This window comes from Mesomycoplasma ovipneumoniae (genome assembly GCF_030012565.1).
Classification (GTDB): domain Bacteria; phylum Bacillota_I; class Bacilli_A; order Mycoplasmatales; family Metamycoplasmataceae; genus Mesomycoplasma; species Mesomycoplasma ovipneumoniae_D.
Genome location: NZ_CP124621.1, coordinates 92,061 through 109,030 on the forward strand (window position 1 = coordinate 92,061; position 16,970 = coordinate 109,030).

A 16,970-nucleotide genomic window follows, 5' to 3' on the forward strand; every position below is an offset into this window, starting at 1 on the left:
AGTTTACTAAAAAATTTTTAGAATAATTAATTTTTAAAAATATTTAAACTACTGTGTTAATTTAGATGGAAAAATCCCATGTTTTTCTTGTTTTTTGCACAGCAAAAGCAAGTTTATTATTTTAGATTTTAACTCTATGTTTTTTAGTTTTTCGCTTTTAAAACTAAAAAAGGTCTATAAAATGGTTGCTTAAAATGCAAAAGAATTTTTAGACAAACTACAAATAAAAAAATATTTGTCTGATTTTTTCTACTAATTTAAACTTATATGTAATTTTTATCTGGTCATTTTTCTTTTTCTTTTTCTTCATATTTATCTAAATAATTGTTTTTTAAATCCTTGATTAGTTCAAGTCGGCTAACGTTTTTATCAAAAACAATATTCTTATCCTTAGGAAAAGCCAAGATTTGGAAGGCAACTTTCTCAAAACTAGATTCAGGGCTTCTAACAAAATTTAGTGTTAAATCCGTTTGAAAAATTGCTGTCAAAAAAATATTATTATTTTCTGTTTTTCTAAGAATCAATTTTTCTCTTTCAGTCCTTTTTGAAAAATTAGTAGGGGGCGATATGGGCTGGAGGACTGTTCCCCAAAATGGTTCATAACCAATTCGTTCCCAAGTTTCATAAATAAAAATGTTATTATTTTTTAGAAATTCATCAAGTTTTTCGCCGTTTAGAAATTTTTGTTCAAAATCAGAAATTAGATCATTTTGGTCAAGTTTTAATTTAGGATCCAATTTTAAAATTCGGTCAATAATTGTTGTCTTAAATTCGTCAATATTTTTAATAATAGCATGTTTTTTTGGTAAAAAACTGTTAGATCAAGGATTGATTTTATTTGTAATTAAATCAAGAATTTTTGGCTTTAAAGTTTTAATGTTATTAATTTTTCGGCTAAAATTGATAATAATAGACATAAAAAAGGGGGAAGAAGTACTAATCTTGTTTTTTGGCAAATTGTACTTTTTTGCGAGCTTATTATAAATTTTTCTAGCTTCTGTTTCAATTAATATTTTCCTTTTTTTCTGTTCTTTATAATCTATAATGTTATCATTATCGCCGGTGTAAATTCCTTGGTCAATGTCCCTAAAGGTGATTGTTTTATTTTTAGGGTAGACTATAACATTAAAAAAAGGCGAATCTTTAAAAACTACAGTGGGTTCAATTAATTCTCCTTCTATAACATAATCTGGTATAAATCTTGTGGCTATAATGTTTGAAGAACCATTTTCTTCAAAATAATAGTAGCTAACACGACTTGGCTTTCAATATCTACCATGTTCGTTTATTATAATATTGTTTTTTTCTAAGACTTTTTCAAGAAGTTCTCCTTTTAGAAATTTGTCTTCAAATTCTGACTTGAGTTCAGAAGTATTAACATTTAAAAAATTAGGATTATTTTTTATAATTTCTTCAGTTCTATCAACAATATTTTTTTGAAATTGCTCTAAGTTTTCAATTATTAGATCATCAGGTTCGCGAAGGAATCAAATGTTGTCCCGTTGTTTTTCGGGTTGATTATAAAACAGATTTAGGGCTGAAAAAGTACCGTTTTTTGCATTAAATTCTTCATAATGTTTTGCTAGTAAATTTAAAAAATAGTAAGAATTGTAATTTTCTGGATTGTTAATTCCGTCATCTATGTTAAAAATCTGTTTAGTAATAAAAGTAATTAAATTTCCACAGGAAGTTAAAAAAAATGCCGGAATTAAAAGGGTTGTTCCCAAAAATTTAGTAAGAATTAGTTTATTTTTCATCATTAACCAAATAAGCAAGTGCTAATTTATTTTCAACGGAATTATCAAAAGTTGCAGATTTAAACTTGATATAAATTCGATAGTAGCCTGATTTTCTGTTTTAAAATCAATTATTTCATTTTCTGATTTCTTTTGGCTCAATAAAGTAAGTATTTCCACTAGCTTTTAACATATTTTAAAATTAGGAGTGTCTGACCGATGCTTTTCAAAATAACCAATTTTGTTTTTGGTTAAATCGCTACAATTTGCAAAAATTGCCAAAACAGATAAAATTGCTTGTTACCTTCATCAAATTTTCCTTATAATTTTGTTCTTATATTTTTAAGAAATTATATCATATTCTTCAAAAACAAGAAAGTAAAAAATAAAAAAATATAATTTCATAATATTTTGTAAAAAAATTATATTTTTTTATTTTAACAGTTGTCTATATTTATGAATTAACAAATTTATATAAAGTAGCACTAACCCCTATAAAATTCCAATGACATCATCTAGATCAAAAAATCCAAAATCTCTGCTGTCGCTACTGTTTTCCAAATTATCGCCAACAGCAAAAAATTTATTTTCAGGAACTATTCCATCGAACAAAAAAGTTGCGCTTTTGATAAAAGTTGCAACTTTTTTATCATTTATGTAAATTTCATTATCTTTAACAGTTATTTTATCGCCTGGGAGTCCCAAAATCCTTTTAATTAAAACTATTTCTTTGTAATTAAAAGGGACAATATCGTTTCTTTTTGGTGTTTTTACCCTATTAATAAAAATTTTTCGCCCATGTTGAAGAGTTGAAAACATCGAGTTACCTTCAACATCAACTAACCTAAAAATAAAAGTAAAAAGAATAAAAACTGTTAGGCAATTGAAAATGCTAAAGTCAACAAACCAAATAAAAAAATTTTTTTATTAAAAAATTTTTTTTGGTTTAGGAGTTACAAAATTATTTTTTTCCATAGTTTAATCATTTTTTCATTTAAGTATTACAGGAATAATTATATATAACAGTTGCTTAGCTAAAATTTAATTTGTTAAAAAATATTCTTTAGTGACAAAATTTCGGCTTGAGACAGTTTACGTTTTTCACCTGGCTTTAAATTTCCAAGTTCAATAGTTGCAAAACTTAATCTTCGGAGCATCACAACTTTTTTGGAAACAGATATAAAAATTTTTTTAACATGATGGTTTGAGCCTTGCCAAATTTTGACAATATATGTCCGGGAGGCAACTTTTTGAATTTTTTGCACAGATTTTACATTATCTAAATAAATTTCATTGTTATTCAAAAAGTTGATTTCCTCATCATTTAAGTTAAAATCAGTTTTGACTAAATATGTTCTCTGAATTTTTGAACTAGGATGAAGTAATTTATTGCTAGTTTCGCCATCATTTGTTACCAAAATTAGTCCGGTTGTTTCAAAATCCAGCCGCCCAACTGGAAACAAATAGGAATTTTTATCAAAAAATTCCATTATTGTCGGCCTGTTTTGTGGATCAATTCGACTTGTAATATAATTTTTTGGCTTATTTAGCGCATATCAGACGATTTTTGGTTTTTTATTTATTTTTTGACCGTCAAACTCAACAACATCCAGGTCAGAAATTTTTTGGCCTATTTGTGCAAATTTGCCATTAATTTTTATTCGTTTTTCATTGATTAATATTTCGGCTTTTCGCCTGGAAGCAATTCCCATTTGTGATAAAAATTTATGAATTCTAACTGTTTTCATGATTTTTAATTTGTTTTTGCAACAAAAACAAAGGAAGACTAATACAAATTACTCGGTTTGGGTGACTTTTAACCATAAAAAGTGCATTTAAATCTTCTAAAATTGGGATAATTTTTTGAGATTTAATCATTTCTTCATAATTTTCAAGCAAAATTTGTGCTTCACTTATGGTTTTATTAATTAAAATTTTTTCAAATAAATAACAACTTGCGAGCAAAAGAGCACAACCTGAAGCACAAAATTGTATTTTTTTAATTTTTTGCCCGATAATTTCTAAGTCTAACTGTGCCCAATCATCACAGTTATTATTCATTTCAGAGTTTGTTGACTTACAAATTCGTTTCTTTTCTTTGAATTTTTCGCTAGCTTCGACAATAATATTTCGTCGAAAAATAAAATCATTATACAAAATCTAAAAACCTCTTTTCCTCTAAGTTGGCAATCAAGTTGTCAATATCAGTAAAATCATTGTAAAAACCAAGCGAAACTCTGATGAAACTATCATTTTTTAGCACTTTTTTTAGTAAAGGAACACAAAAATTCCCGCTTCGCACATAAATATCGTTATTTCCTAGGTATGAAGCAACATCTTGAGCGCTAAAACCTTTAATATTGAAAATTATAATATGGTCGCCTTTTTTAGAAAAAATTTCAATATCATCAATTTTTTCTAATTTTTCATATAAATAGTCGGCTAAAATTTTAATTTTTTTATAAATTGTTTCAAGCCCGATTTTATTTATAAAATCAATAGCGGCATTTAAGCCCCAAATTGCAGCAAAATTTAGTGTCCCGGCTTCAAATTTGCGATAATCATTATAAAAAAGCAAATTTTTGTTGTCAAATTTTCGAATTATACCCCCTCCAAATTTTACAGGTTCCAGTGACCCCATCAAATATTTTTTTATTGCAAGCACGCCTAATCCAGTTGGCCCGTAAAATTTATTAGAACTAAAAGCCAATGCGTGGCAAAAATTCATACTAACTTTTTGAAAATTTATTGATTGTGTTGCATCATTTATTACAAAAGCACCATTTTTTATAGCTTTTTCTCAAATTTTAGCTAAATCTAGATCAACTAAAATTGAATTATTTGCCTGAGTTAAAGCGATAACAGCTGTTTTTGGTGAAATTTTGTCAATTATTTTTGTGCTATAAACAATTTTTGCGCCCACCTTTTGAGCAATTTTGACTCAAACAAGTAGATTTGAAGAATGATTTAAGGGTGAAAGTAAAATTTCATCTCCCCTTCTTATGAATTTTTTAATCATATTGGCAAAAAGGTTTATCGATTCTGTTGTTCCAGAAGTAAAAATAATTTCTTCAGCAAAACCATCAATTAATTTTGCAATTTTTTCGCGAGTTTGGTTTAAAATCTGTAAATTTTCAAAGGCGATTTTTGAATTTGATGAGTGTGTATTGACGGCACAATTTGTGTAAAAATGGTTAATTTTTTCAATTACAGATATTGGTTTTTGCGTCATTGCTGCAGAATCTAAATAAGTTACTTTATTTAAAAAAGGAAAAAACTGTTTATAATAAGTCATTTTTCTTGATAAAATGCAAAAAATACTCGATATTTTTTGATTTTAGTCCTTTAATTGGTGATTCAGTTGAATTAACAAAATCAAAGTCGTTTTTAGCAAATTCAACCAGTCTGTTAATTAAAAACTCATGAAATTCAGGGGAAACATACCCGCCTTTTTGGACATATTTTGAGCTAGCCTCAAATTGAGGTTTAAATAAAGCAATAAAACTTTGCCCTTTTTTTAACAGATTTTTTACAACACTAACAACAATTTTAAGACTAATAAAGGAAACATCGCAAACAATTATGTCGATTTTTTCATCAAAAAAATCGGTTGTAACATATTTAATGTTGGTTTTTTCTTTTACTGAAACTCTAGGGTCAATTCTTAAAGAATAATCTAATTGATTCAAACCTGAATCAAGAGCAAAAACTTTTTTTGCGCCTTTTTCAAGGCAAATTTGTGTAAAACCACCTTTAGAAGACCCAATGTCTAGAACAATTTTGTCATTAAAATCAAGTCCGAATTTTTCGTAAGCTCAAAGTAATTTTATTGCGCCGCGGGAGACATATTTTTCTTTTATTTCAACGGTCACTTCGTCTAAATCTTTAATTTTATATGCTGGAAGAAGGCATATTTTATTATTGACTTTTACATGACCAGTTTTAATTAATGATTCGCCTTTTTCAAAACCCATGCTTAGAATTTTACTAAGTAGGTTCATTTATTTTCATCTCCTTAAAATTTCAATGATTTTGATATTAAAATTTGGATCAGTTTTTATTCATTCAAGCGATAAATTGTTAAAAGCGTCTCTTCGACGGTCTTCAAAGTCGAATAATTTTTGTCTAAATTTAAATCTTTGTAGGTAAATTTGCCAACTATAAAACAAAAAAATTGCTAAATTTTTATGAATTCTTAAGTTGCTGAGTAAATTTAAGTTTAAAAACTGCTTCATGCATGAAATTCAATTTTCAACTTTGTAAATATTATTAACTAATTTTAAATCAAGTTGAGCACATTGTTGATTTGAAACACTAATTTCTAAAATTTTTGAAAGGTTATAAAATAAAAATTTAAATTTTTTTCCAAGTATTTTTTTATATTTTCAAAATTTAACCTCAATTTTGATATGACTTTTTATTTCATGTTTATTTTTGAGGTCTAAGAAGATTCTTGTTTTCATAATAATTGTATACTTTTTGCAAAACAGCATTTACAAAACTAAATTCATCGCCACCTTCAATGCTAAAAATTTTAGTGATTTCAATAGCCTCATTAAAAATAATTCGGCGAGGTTGGAAAAATAATTCAGCAGCTCCCAAAAGCAAAATTGATCGAATTAATGGTAACATTCTATCTCAACTTCAATTAGATTTTAACTGTAAAGTAATGACTTTTTTCAAAAAAACATAGTTTTTTTTGACAAAAGTAAGAATTTTTAGCTGATCAAAAGTCACTTCAAAATATTTATTTTTTATTTCATCAATGTCGATATTTTTATCAAAAAGTTGTGAGCCATAAATAATTGAAATATTAGCCATTCTTTTAATTCGTTGTTTGGATAGACTTTGGAACTCATGACAACTATTTTCATCGTCGTCTTCAAAGTTTTTAATATGCTTATTTTGGTAATTTGTTGACTGGCTATTTGAGCAAAAAGCTCGATTTTCATAGGTTATTTTCATTAAATTACTGTTATGTTGACAACTTGGAGCGCTCAAAATGTCACAGTTTTTTAGGCTGTCTTCAGTGTCATTTTGACTTGAATTACCAGGTAAATTTTTAGAACTATTACAGTCGAGAGAACTTACAAAAAGAGAGCGTTGCTTTTGTAAAACGTGCGCAAATTCCCTTGCTTCTAGATCAAAATAAGGAAGAGTATTTTTTTTCTTATTCCTATATTTTTGGCTTTTTGCCGAATTTTTTTTGTTTAAATGATTCATTTTATTCCACTTTTTTGCTTTTACTGACTGAATAATTGAGCTTAAATCTGACTAATTATAAAAAAATAATAAATTATACTTTAAATTTAATAAAATTTTATCATTTTTCAATATATTAAAAAGAACTTATAACAATTATTTAGCCCTTTTGTTGGAAAAATTCTGAAATTAAAATATTTAAAACTACTAAATTCAAGGAATAATTATTCTAAAGAGTCAAAAATATCTTCACCAATTTCTGCTAGCTCAACTTGAAAATTTCTGGCAATTATGTTTCCGATAGTCGCAAGTGAATCAACTGGATTTTTTAATTTTTTGGACTTTGATGTGAATTTTTTTGAAAAAATTGTTAGTGGTAGAGCCTCACGTGTGTGATTTGTGCCAGGAAAACAAGGGTCATTTCCGTGATCAGAAGAAACAATTAATAAGTCATCATCTTTTAGAGTATTTACTAATTTTGCTAGTTTAATGTCAAAATTATTTAAATTTTGACAATATCCCATAATATCGCGACGGTGGCCATAACTTGAGTCAAATTCGACCAAATTCACAAAAATAAATTGATTTTTTGTGGATTTGGAGGCAATATCAATTGCAATATCCATATTATTTTCGTCACTGTCAGGTCCAAAAATTTTATCAAGTCCCTGTTTTGAAAAAATATCACCAATTTTACCGACTCCGATAGTTTCAATTCCTTTTTGCTGTAGTCTATCAAGAATTGATTTTGGCGGTGTATTTGCATAGTCATGTCTGTTAAAAGTGCGTGTAAATTTCCCGTTTTGACCAATATAAGGGCGAGCAATAACGCGAGCAACGTTTCATTCTGGTTTTGAAGAGCAAATTTTTCTTGCAGCTTTTGCATAGCGATATAGATTTTCAAGTCCTAATGTTTCTTCATGACCACAAATTTGTAGAGTTGAATCAGGCGAGGTATAGACAATTATTTTGCCCTCATCGATAGATTTTTGTCCTAATTCTGACAAAATCACAGTCCCACTAATTGATTTATTGCCAATAATTTCTCGATTATCAAAGGCTTTTTCGAGTTCTCTTATTAGTTCATTAGGAAAACCCTGATCAAAATTTGGGTTAGGCTGAACAGTTTCAATTCCCATCATCTCTCAATGACCCGCGAGTGTGTCTTTTGCATTTGATTTTACGATAATTTTTGAAACATAAGCAAGTGGTTCTTTATTTATTTTGCCACTATTTTCAATTTTAGCCACATTAGAAATTCCCATTTTTTTTCAAAAAGGAATTCTTAATTCACCAGTTTTTGAAACACAATATAAAGTATTTGCGCCCGAATCGCCAAAAACGTCTTGAAAACCATCATCCCCAATTCCAAGCGAATCAGTTACTATTAAGAAAATTCGATTAAATTTGTATTGTTCCATAATTTTTTGTTAGTTTTTCCTAAATTTTTCTATTTTTTAATATTTTAATTAATTTTACAACAATTAGGGCAGAAGATGAAAGTATTTTTGCAAAAGGATTTAAAAGATTGTGGATTGGCGGTTCTTCAATCAATTTATCATTTTTTTTATGATAAAAAAATATCAATAAACTCTTTAAAAACAAAAGCTTTTTATTCAAATGACGGGATAAACATTGCTAACTTAGAGCGACTGGCAAAGGAATTTGGAGTTATTCTTGAATCTTACGGGGGTCCTTATGAAAATTTAAAAACCTTAGAGATCGTAAAACCAACGATCATTCTAATTAAAACTGGTGATTTAAATCATTATGTTTTATTAACGAAAGTAAAAAAATCAAAATTTGAAATTATCGATCCCTTAAAAGGAAAATTAAAAATTAAAGCTGAAACAATGGCAAAAATTTTCCAAAATGTTGTAATTTTTGCCCAAAAAGATCCTGAATATAAAAGGTCAAAAATAAAAGATAAATCATGGAATAATTGGTGGTTTTTCCTTGAGTCAAAAAGTAATTGGTATCTTATTTTTTTATTTTTTATAACTGCAGTTAGTAATTTTTTATCTTCATTATTCATGAAAACAATAATTGACAAGGTTTTACCTCAACAAGACATTGGCCTTGTTATAAAAGTGAGCCTTTTCTTTGCTTGGATTATAATTTGGCGAATTTTACAAGACATTATTAAAAAAATATATATTCATAAAATTGAACTAAAAATCGAAAAAGATATTTTTGACCGGTTTTTTAATGCACTAAAAACAGGCAAAAATTTTCAACTTTTAAAATTAGACAATCATGATTATATTAGAAGAATCAATTTAATTCCAAGTTTTGCAGCTTTTTCGGCCAGTTTTTATTACCATATTTTTAACGAAGTCATTACTTTTTTAATTTCATTTTTTATATTGCTGTGGATAGACATTAAAATTCTGGGCTTAATTATTGGAATAGGGATAATTTACCTTTTTATTAGCATAATTGTGAGAAAAAGCATTTCAAAAAATCACCAATTTTTAATGGAAGATCAACTAAATAGTTTGACAAGCACAAATGACATGATTTTTTCGCTTGAAAATTTAAAACGTGATGATGTTTATAAAAATTTAAAACATCAATTCGATGAAAAATATTACCGTTATAAAAAAACAGAATTTAATATTTGGAAAAAAGAGAGTTATTTATCAAGTTTTAATAATTTTCTTTTTTCAATAGCACCCATTTTAATTGTAGTTATTTCCTCTTTTTGAATTTTTGATAAAAAATTATCAATTGGTGAATTACTACTTTTTTTAAGTTTTTTTAGCTTTTTTATTAATCCGCTTTCTTCGTTTGTTAATATAGTGACTAACTTGCCAATTTTTTTAAAGGAATTTGAGCTTTTAAATTTTGTGCTCAACATTGAAAAAGAAACAACCGGCAAATATCACCAAAAAATTTCAGATATAAAGTTAAAAGATTTAAGCGTGAGTTATTATAAAAATAAGACGCTTTTTTATATTGAAAAAATGCAAATAAAAGAAAATTTACACATAATTGGGAAAAATGGAAGCGGAAAGTCTACATTTTTACGTCTTTTAAATCAGGAAATTGTTTATAACGGTGATTTTTTAATTAATAATCTTGATTTAAAATATTATGACCAAAATGAGTTACGCAAGAGAATTTGTTACATAAAATCGCAAAATTATTTCCCTAACATTAGCGTTCTTTCTTTTATAACAAATGAAAATCCTGAAAAAATTCAAAATTTAATTAATAATTTTCAACGATTTGACATTCAAGAAATGCTTTATGAATGGCAAATTTCCCTTGACTCAAAATTTATTAACAACGGCTCAAATTTTTCAAGTGGACAAAAGCAAATAATTGCACTTTTGCAACTTTTAACTAAGGATTTTGACTTAATTTTATTAGATGAGGCTTTTGAAAACATCGATGAAAAAAATTTCGAATTTTTAAAGAAAGTAATTTCAAATTACCAAAAAAATGCAATGTTTATCGAGATCTCTCATTCAAAAAGATATGTAATTGAACAAGGAGAAACTTTTGACATCAAAGATATATCAAAATAATAAGATAACAATGATAATTAGTGTCTTTTTGCTAATTTTGATGGGAGCAAGTTTTTACTATTTTTTTCAAATAAAAACTTACAGGACCGTTAATTTTATTTTAGAAATCGATGAAAAACATAAAACATTTGCAACAGTAAATTCAGACATATATTATTTAATGGATAAAGATTCATTTGCCCAATTTCAATTTCAGGACCGAGTAGTTAGACTTGAAATTACAAAAATTGTTAATGTAAAACAGAATGAATTTGTTATTGAGTTCACAAAATCACTATTATTAAAACCAAAAACTCAATTGCCAGCCGTTCTTTTTCTAAAAAATACAGGTAATTTTTTAGATCTTTTTACAAAATAGAATAAAATTAAATATAAATGGTGAAAATTCTAATTAATTTTGAGAATCAAAGTAAGGTTAAGTTTAAATTTTTAAAGTTGTTTAAAAAAATTTTTGAAATTTTTGTAAAAAATGAAAATTTACAAGGTGAAATTAATCTAGATTTAATGCTAATAAGTGAAGAAAAGGCCCAAAAACTAGCCCTTAAATTCAAAAATAAAGACTATGTTCCTGATGTTTTATCATTTCCAAGTGGTTTGAAAATTCAAGAAAATAATTTGCAAATTCATTTTTTAGGCGAAATTTTTATGACACCATCAAAAATTCAAAAACAAGCAAAAGACTATAATCACACCGAAAAGCGCGAATTTTCATACCTTTTTGCTCATAGCCTTTATCATTTACTAGGTTTGGATCATGAAAATGATGAAAGTAATAAATTTATGCACGAAAAAGTTGAGAACATTTTAAAAAATTTGGAGATTTTTCGCTAATGGAACAAATATTTGAATCCCTAAAGAAACTAAGCAAAAATGCCTACTGTCCTTATTCTAATTTTCCAGTAGCGGCAATTTTGCTAACAAAACAAGATTGCACTTTTGAAGGTGTTAATGTTGAAAATGCCGTTTATCCTGCAGGAATTTGTGCTGAAAGAGTAGCGATATTTCAAGCAATTGCCCAAGGAGTTAATCCTGAAAATTTTAAAGAAATTCATATTTATAGCCCAAAATCTAGTAAATTTATTGTCCCTTGCGGTCAATGTTTACAAGTTTTGGTTGAATTTTTTTCTGAAAATGTTACCATTTTTCTTTATAATTCAAAAGCAGAATTTATTGAGAAAAAATTAAATCAACTTCTCCCTTTGCAATTTAATAAGGATTTTTTATAAATATGGATACAAAAACATGTTTTGTTGCAGTTATTGGCCAACCTAATTCAGGTAAATCTTCACTAATAAACTCGATTGTTCAATTTCCAGTTTCAATTGTTAGTCTAAAAGCCCAAACTACCAGAGATGCAATTAATGCAATTTATAATAAAGATAATCTTCAAATAGTTTTTGTTGACACTCCCGGTTTTCATAATAAAATTAATAATTTAAGTAATTCTCTAAATTTCGCGATAAATTCGACGCTTGAGGGAATAGATCTTGTTCTTTTTTTGCACCCAATTAATGAGCCAATTGATGAAAATACACAGACATTTGCTAAAAAAATTTCAAATATTAAAAATAAAATCGCAATAATTACTAAAACTGATATTGAAGATGGCGAGTTTACTTTTGAAAAACAATCACAAAAAATGAAAGAATTTGAACTTGAATTTGACAATATTTTGCCTTTTTCAACTAATTTTGAGGATTTACGAGTAAATTTATTAAGCCAAATTGAAAAATATGCCTATCCGTCAAATCATTTTTTCAATAATTTAGATGTTACTGATCAAAGCTCACGTTTTTTTGCAAAGGAAATAATAAGAAAACAAATACTTTTGAATGTTGATGATGAAATTCCACATCAAACTGCTGTTGTCATTGACAATTTTGATGAATCAGAAAAAAATTGTATTCGAATTGATGCAACAATTTATGTCGGTAGAAAATCCCATCTGCCAATAATTATTGGTAAAGCCGGCTCAGTTCTTGGACAAATTGGCACTAACGCTCGCAAAGAACTTGAAGAGATTTTTGGTAAAAAAGTTGTCTTAAAAAACAGAGTAGCTGTTGCTAAAAAATGGTTTAACGACCCTAAAATGATTAAGAAATTCGGCTATTAAAAATTTAAGTTTGTATAAATTTTGTCTTAAATAATTAATTTGGCAACTATTGCTAAACAGCATTTTTTGGTGCTAAAATTACTAAAAAAAATTATTAAAATTTATTAAAAATAGATTTTAATTTTAATAAATTAAATATTTTACAATTTTGCTGTAAAATATTTAACTAAGCAAGCATTCTTTTTTAAAATTATTTAAAAAGCTTGCTGTTCACAATTTATTAATTTTAACTTCAAAAAAGGAGTAACATATGAAAAAATTTGATGTTGCAGTAATTGGTGGTGGTCCAGGCGGATACTCTTTGGCAGTTATTTTAGCTAATAATGGCAAAAATGTCGCACTTTTTGAATCAAATGTCTTAGGCGGAACTTGTGTAAATAGGGGTTGCATCCCAACTAAAACAATTTTAAAGTCTGCAAAAATAAGACAATTAATGTCCAATTCTGATAAATACGGTTTTGAATCTAGTCACACATTTAATTTAGAAAAAGTCTTTGAAAATGCACGCAATAACAGTAAAAAATTGCAACAAGCAATCAAAGGTACCCTAGAAGCCGCTGGCGTTTCTGTTTTTAACCAAGAAGCAAAATTAGTTTCTAAAAACATAATTAAAGCTGAAAACAACGAAATTTATGCTGACAAAATAGTTCTTGCAACTGGAAGTAGACCAAGAAAAATACAAATTGAAGGCATTGAAAAAGCGAATGTTTATACTTCTGATGATTTAATTTTAGATTATCACGATTTTGATGAATTAACAATAATTGGTGGTGGAGTTATTGCCCTTGAGTTTGCTAGTTTTTATGCTAACTTTGACAAAAAAATAACTATAATCGAATCAAATAATCAATTATTTGGCAATTTTGATGAATCAATAAGAGATGCTGTTAATTCAATTATCCAAAGAGATAAAATAAATGTCATAACAAATGCAAAAGTTTTAAAATATGAAACTGATGGTCTACTTATTCAGCAAGGCGAAAATATTTCTAAACATAAAACCCGAAATATTTTACTCGCAGTTGGTAGAACTGTTAATAATGAGTCATTTTCTGAGTTAAATCTAGAAAAATATGACAATGGTGTTTTAAAAGTAAACGAATTTTTCCAAACTTCTGAAGAAAATATTTATGCAATTGGTGATTTAAACGCAATTATGATGCTATCAACAAGCGCATATAAACATGGAGATGTTGTTGCAAAACATATTTTGCACCAAAAATCTGATGAAAAATTTGTAAAATCTAATATTCCGTTTGCAATTTATACAAATCCAGATATTTCATTTGTTGGAAAAAGTGAAAAAGAGCTAGAAAGTGCAAAAATTGAATTTGAATCAGCGCAAGTTTTTGCAAAAAATTTACCAAGAGCACATGCTAACTTAGATTTTGAAATTGGTTTTGTCAAAATTAATTACGAAAAAAACACTTACAAAATTCTATCAGCAACTATTTTTCTTGAAGATTCAGCAACTTTGATTAACCAAATCGCATTAGCAATAAGCAAAAATATGACAATTCTAGACCTTCAAAATTCGGCTTTTACCCACCCTACACTTGCTGAATCGGTTTATTATATTTCAAGAAGTATCACTTTTAGTAAAAAATCCTAATAATTACTGTTTTTTAACCTAAAATTTCAGTTGAAATTTTAGAAATTTAGTTTCTTTTTTCCTTAAACTGGTTAATTCTAAAACCATTGTTTCTCATTGAAATTAATTGTATTTAAGGTTCCTTTAAATTAAAAAGATCCAGCAAACTAAAGTAAATCAGCATATTCCCGAGTTTCCCAGTTTAATGAGATAATCTTAAAAAGTGTCCGGTTTTGGGCACTTTTTTGATTTTTTTTTTTTTTTGGCAAAAATTAATTACCTATTTTAAAACTCTGGCAAAAATCAATTTATGGATAAAACAACAAAAATCATAAAAAAATACAACTACTATTTAAACTCAATGCAAATAGAAAACTCATTTTTATTTACATTGAGCCTAAAAAAATATATGAAGTTTTGAAAGAACAATAACCAAAAGCCCTAAATTTGAAGATTTCTAAACGGTTAAATTTAAGGCATTCCATTATATTTAAAAACAGAACGGAAAATTCGCATTTTCTGATTTTTTTATGGCAAAAACATAACTTAATCCTCCTTAATTCAATATCAAAATTTATTAATTATTCTTAATTGAGACTAATTATAACATAATTTTTTCTTGCACCAAGCATTTTTTTGCAAAATGTTAATTTCAAAATTACAAAAATTAAGGTTTTAAGCAAAAAACACGTGCATACTAGTATTTTTGCATATTTGTATTGGCTAAAAAGTGAATTTTTGCCATCAAACTGTCAAACTCAGCATCCAGCAAACTAAAGTAAATTAGCATATTAATTTGCGAAGATAAAGTTTTTTAATAAATAATAAAATATCCAGGCTAATTTTAAATTAATTTTTTTGTTGCAATTTTGATCAAAATTGCCTTAAATTTACAGAAAAAATATCAAGCTCACAAATTCAAAGTGGGTTTTTTCCTGCTAATTTAGATTTTTTAGTTTTTTATTTTTATTTTTTTTAGTATAATTTTTAACTTATTAAACTCAAATCGAAAGGAAACAGTATGAAATTCAAAAATGTTCAAAACTATCCCGTTAGAAAAAGATTAAAACTTATATCATTAGGTTTATTACCAATAGCTACTGCAGTAACGTTTGTTGCATGTATTTCTCAAGACTCGGCAAAACTGCAAACATTTAAGTATTTAGCCATTGGTGATTCTGTTACCGCCGGATTTAATCAAGAAACTTATCGCGATTTTCAAGGTAAGCTTAACTCGCAAGGTGGGGGCGTAAGTGGTCTTTCGTATCCTTCCTTTTTTGCGCACTATTTGCAAAAGTTAAACAAAGATTCGCTGGTTTCATATGATAATTTGGCCTTTTCTGGTGCAACAGTAAAAAATTGACTTAATTTAATTAATCCTACAAAATACACAACTGGAAAAGTCGCTGATAATCCTTTTGTCCCTAAAAATAACGATCAAAATACAAAATTTAATGAATTATCTACAGTTTTTGGCAATTTTAATAAATCAAGTTACCCTGAATTAACTCAGAAAATTAAAAACGCTAATCTTTTGACAATGACTCTTGGCGCTAATGATATTTTCTTAGTTGCAACTAAATTTGGCTCACTTTTATCTCCTGAAACATCCGGAATTAAAGAGGAATTAGATAAAATTACTGTAGAATCAGCCCCAGCAACAACTCAAGAAACAGCTCCGGCTGATGGTAAGAAGAAAACTACTAAGAAAAAAGAGGATTTAAAACCAAAAATAGCCAAATATATAAAAAACGAAATTTCAACCAAAATAACAGAATTTAAAGCAGATTTAGAAAATCTTTTAAAAGAATTAAAGGAAATTAATCCTAATTTACATATAAATTTACTTCCATATAAATTGCCAAACTCACTTTTAGTGCAAGTTTTAAGTAACCTTTTTGCTAATGATTTTGGTTTAGAAAAAGATTATTTCCAAAAAGTTACAACCGAAATTAATACTGCAATTCGCGAAACAGCCCAAAAAGCTAGTGTAAATTATGTTGATCCATTTGATGCAGAAATTTGAAATGATTCTGATACAAAATTGGGAGCAACACAATTTGATATTCACCCTCAAGTTAAGGGATATAAAAAAATAGCTGAGCAATTATTGCTAAAATTAGCAACTGATCAATCTCAAGCCGGCGTTGTTGTTGATAATATTAAAAAATCTACAAAATTCACTGATAATGCTTCAGGAAATTTAACATATAAACATGTTCTTGATCTCTCAAGTGTAGCAAAAACTAATGAAGAATTATTGAAAAAAATAAATGATAATAAATCCGAAAATGATTTCATTAATGAAGAGTCTGAATTTGAAAAAACCCAATCTTCACTAATCAAGGACGGTAAAAGAGATATAGCTGATTCAATGTTATCAGTTTTGAGCTCAAATATTTTTGGAAAACTAGATTTTAAAGACTTAGTTAAAAAAACACGAAACTTTATTGCTACTACTGTTGTTAGATTTATCCCTGAATCAGCATCAGAACAATCTCTTGCAGAAATTTTAAAATCACTTGAAGAATTAGCTAAACCTTATCTAAATAACCCAAATACTGACATAATTAAGGTTGCGCTTAATAAAGTAGTAGAAGATCTAGAAAAAAAAGTAAAAGATCCTAAAAACCACTCAAAAATCACAGTTCCTTCAATAATCAATACCATTATTAATACCTTTGTTGAAAATGTTGACCTTGCAGCTATTCCTGAGTTTCCCAGTTTGATAAGGTAATTTCAAAAAAGCATCTGGTTTTAGGCAATTTTTTAAGTTTTTTGGTAAAAGTTAATTA

The 16,970-nt window shown here is 27.2% G+C and carries 17 protein-coding genes; 7 read left to right on the plus strand and 10 right to left on the minus strand.

All coding sequences use genetic code 4. The features are described from left to right. Positions 1-263 precede the first annotated feature (263 nt). From QJQ40_RS00455 to QJQ40_RS00500, 10 genes are all read right to left on the minus strand, one after another. Positions 264-1,757 carry a hypothetical protein gene (locus QJQ40_RS00455; RefSeq protein ID WP_282861337.1) on the minus strand — a complete coding sequence of 498 codons (1,494 nt, stop codon included), beginning with the start codon at positions 1,755-1,757 and terminating at the stop codon, positions 264-266. A gap of 21 nt (positions 1,758-1,778) precedes the next feature. Continuing rightward, positions 1,779-1,916: a hypothetical protein gene (locus QJQ40_RS00460; RefSeq protein ID WP_282861338.1), complete on the minus strand. Its 138-nt coding sequence runs from the start codon at positions 1,914-1,916 to the stop codon at positions 1,779-1,781. 312 nt (positions 1,917-2,228) lie between these two features. Next, a complete protein-coding gene (gene lepB, locus QJQ40_RS00465) occupies positions 2,229-2,648 on the minus strand; it encodes a signal peptidase I (RefSeq protein WP_318034734.1) in 420 nt (139 codons plus the stop codon). Between the two features lie 137 nt (positions 2,649-2,785). Next, positions 2,786-3,484: a pseudouridine synthase gene (locus tag QJQ40_RS00470; RefSeq protein ID WP_282861339.1), complete on the minus strand. Its 699-nt coding sequence runs from the start codon at positions 3,482-3,484 to the stop codon at positions 2,786-2,788. Continuing rightward, positions 3,471-3,893 (minus strand): iron-sulfur cluster assembly scaffold protein, encoded by a 423-nt coding sequence (locus QJQ40_RS00475; RefSeq protein ID WP_282861340.1) that lies wholly within the window; start codon positions 3,891-3,893, stop codon positions 3,471-3,473. The genes QJQ40_RS00470 and QJQ40_RS00475 overlap by 14 nt, the downstream gene beginning before the upstream one ends. Continuing rightward, the gene (locus tag QJQ40_RS00480; RefSeq protein ID WP_282861341.1) at positions 3,886-5,031 is read right to left on the minus strand and encodes a cysteine desulfurase; all 1,146 of its coding nucleotides are present in this window, start codon (positions 5,029-5,031) and stop codon (positions 3,886-3,888) included. Before QJQ40_RS00480 ends, QJQ40_RS00475 begins: the two co-directional genes overlap by 8 nt. Then, entirely contained in the window at positions 5,018-5,737 is a 720-nt protein-coding gene (locus QJQ40_RS00485; RefSeq protein WP_282861342.1) for a TlyA family RNA methyltransferase, read from the minus strand. Before QJQ40_RS00485 ends, QJQ40_RS00480 begins: the two co-directional genes overlap by 14 nt. Beyond that, the gene (locus QJQ40_RS00490; protein ID WP_069099552.1) at positions 5,738-6,199 is read right to left on the minus strand and encodes a hypothetical protein; all 462 of its coding nucleotides are present in this window, start codon (positions 6,197-6,199) and stop codon (positions 5,738-5,740) included. After that, positions 6,165-6,959 carry a transcription antitermination protein NusB gene (locus QJQ40_RS00495; RefSeq protein ID WP_282861343.1) on the minus strand — a complete coding sequence of 265 codons (795 nt, stop codon included), beginning with the start codon at positions 6,957-6,959 and terminating at the stop codon, positions 6,165-6,167. Before QJQ40_RS00495 ends, QJQ40_RS00490 begins: the two co-directional genes overlap by 35 nt. A gap of 203 nt (positions 6,960-7,162) precedes the next feature. Then, positions 7,163-8,359 carry a phosphopentomutase gene (locus QJQ40_RS00500; RefSeq protein ID WP_282861344.1) on the minus strand — a complete coding sequence of 399 codons (1,197 nt, stop codon included), beginning with the start codon at positions 8,357-8,359 and terminating at the stop codon, positions 7,163-7,165. Between the two features lie 75 nt (positions 8,360-8,434). On the opposite strand from QJQ40_RS00500, the gene QJQ40_RS00505 reads away from it, so the two are divergent. The 7 genes from QJQ40_RS00505 (at position 8,435) to QJQ40_RS00535 (ending at position 16,912) form a co-directional block, all read left to right on the plus strand. Continuing rightward, positions 8,435-10,471 carry an Mbov_0121 family peptidase domain-containing ABC transporter gene (locus QJQ40_RS00505; protein WP_282861345.1) on the plus strand — a complete coding sequence of 679 codons (2,037 nt, stop codon included), beginning with the start codon at positions 8,435-8,437 and terminating at the stop codon, positions 10,469-10,471. Then, positions 10,446-10,829 carry an MAG1140 family protein gene (locus tag QJQ40_RS00510; RefSeq protein ID WP_129643586.1) on the plus strand — a complete coding sequence of 128 codons (384 nt, stop codon included), beginning with the start codon at positions 10,446-10,448 and terminating at the stop codon, positions 10,827-10,829. The genes QJQ40_RS00505 and QJQ40_RS00510 overlap by 26 nt, the downstream gene beginning before the upstream one ends. 20 nt (positions 10,830-10,849) lie before the next feature. Next, positions 10,850-11,302 carry an rRNA maturation RNase YbeY gene (gene ybeY / locus QJQ40_RS00515; RefSeq protein WP_282861634.1) on the plus strand — a complete coding sequence of 151 codons (453 nt, stop codon included), beginning with the start codon at positions 10,850-10,852 and terminating at the stop codon, positions 11,300-11,302. Continuing rightward, on the plus strand, positions 11,302-11,697 hold the full coding sequence (gene cdd, locus QJQ40_RS00520) for a cytidine deaminase (protein WP_282861347.1): 396 nt from the start codon (positions 11,302-11,304) through the stop codon (positions 11,695-11,697). Before ybeY ends, cdd begins: the two co-directional genes overlap by 1 nt. Before the next feature lie 2 nt (positions 11,698-11,699). After that, positions 11,700-12,584 (plus strand): GTPase Era, encoded by an 885-nt coding sequence (gene era, locus QJQ40_RS00525; RefSeq protein WP_282861349.1) that lies wholly within the window; start codon positions 11,700-11,702, stop codon positions 12,582-12,584. 250 nt (positions 12,585-12,834) lie between these two features. Next, positions 12,835-14,196: a dihydrolipoyl dehydrogenase gene (locus QJQ40_RS00530; RefSeq protein WP_282861350.1), complete on the plus strand. Its 1,362-nt coding sequence runs from the start codon at positions 12,835-12,837 to the stop codon at positions 14,194-14,196. Positions 14,197-15,196: 1,000 nt separating this feature from the next. After that, positions 15,197-16,912 carry an SGNH/GDSL hydrolase family protein gene (locus QJQ40_RS00535; RefSeq protein ID WP_282861351.1) on the plus strand — a complete coding sequence of 572 codons (1,716 nt, stop codon included), beginning with the start codon at positions 15,197-15,199 and terminating at the stop codon, positions 16,910-16,912. Positions 16,913-16,970 lie beyond the last annotated feature (58 nt).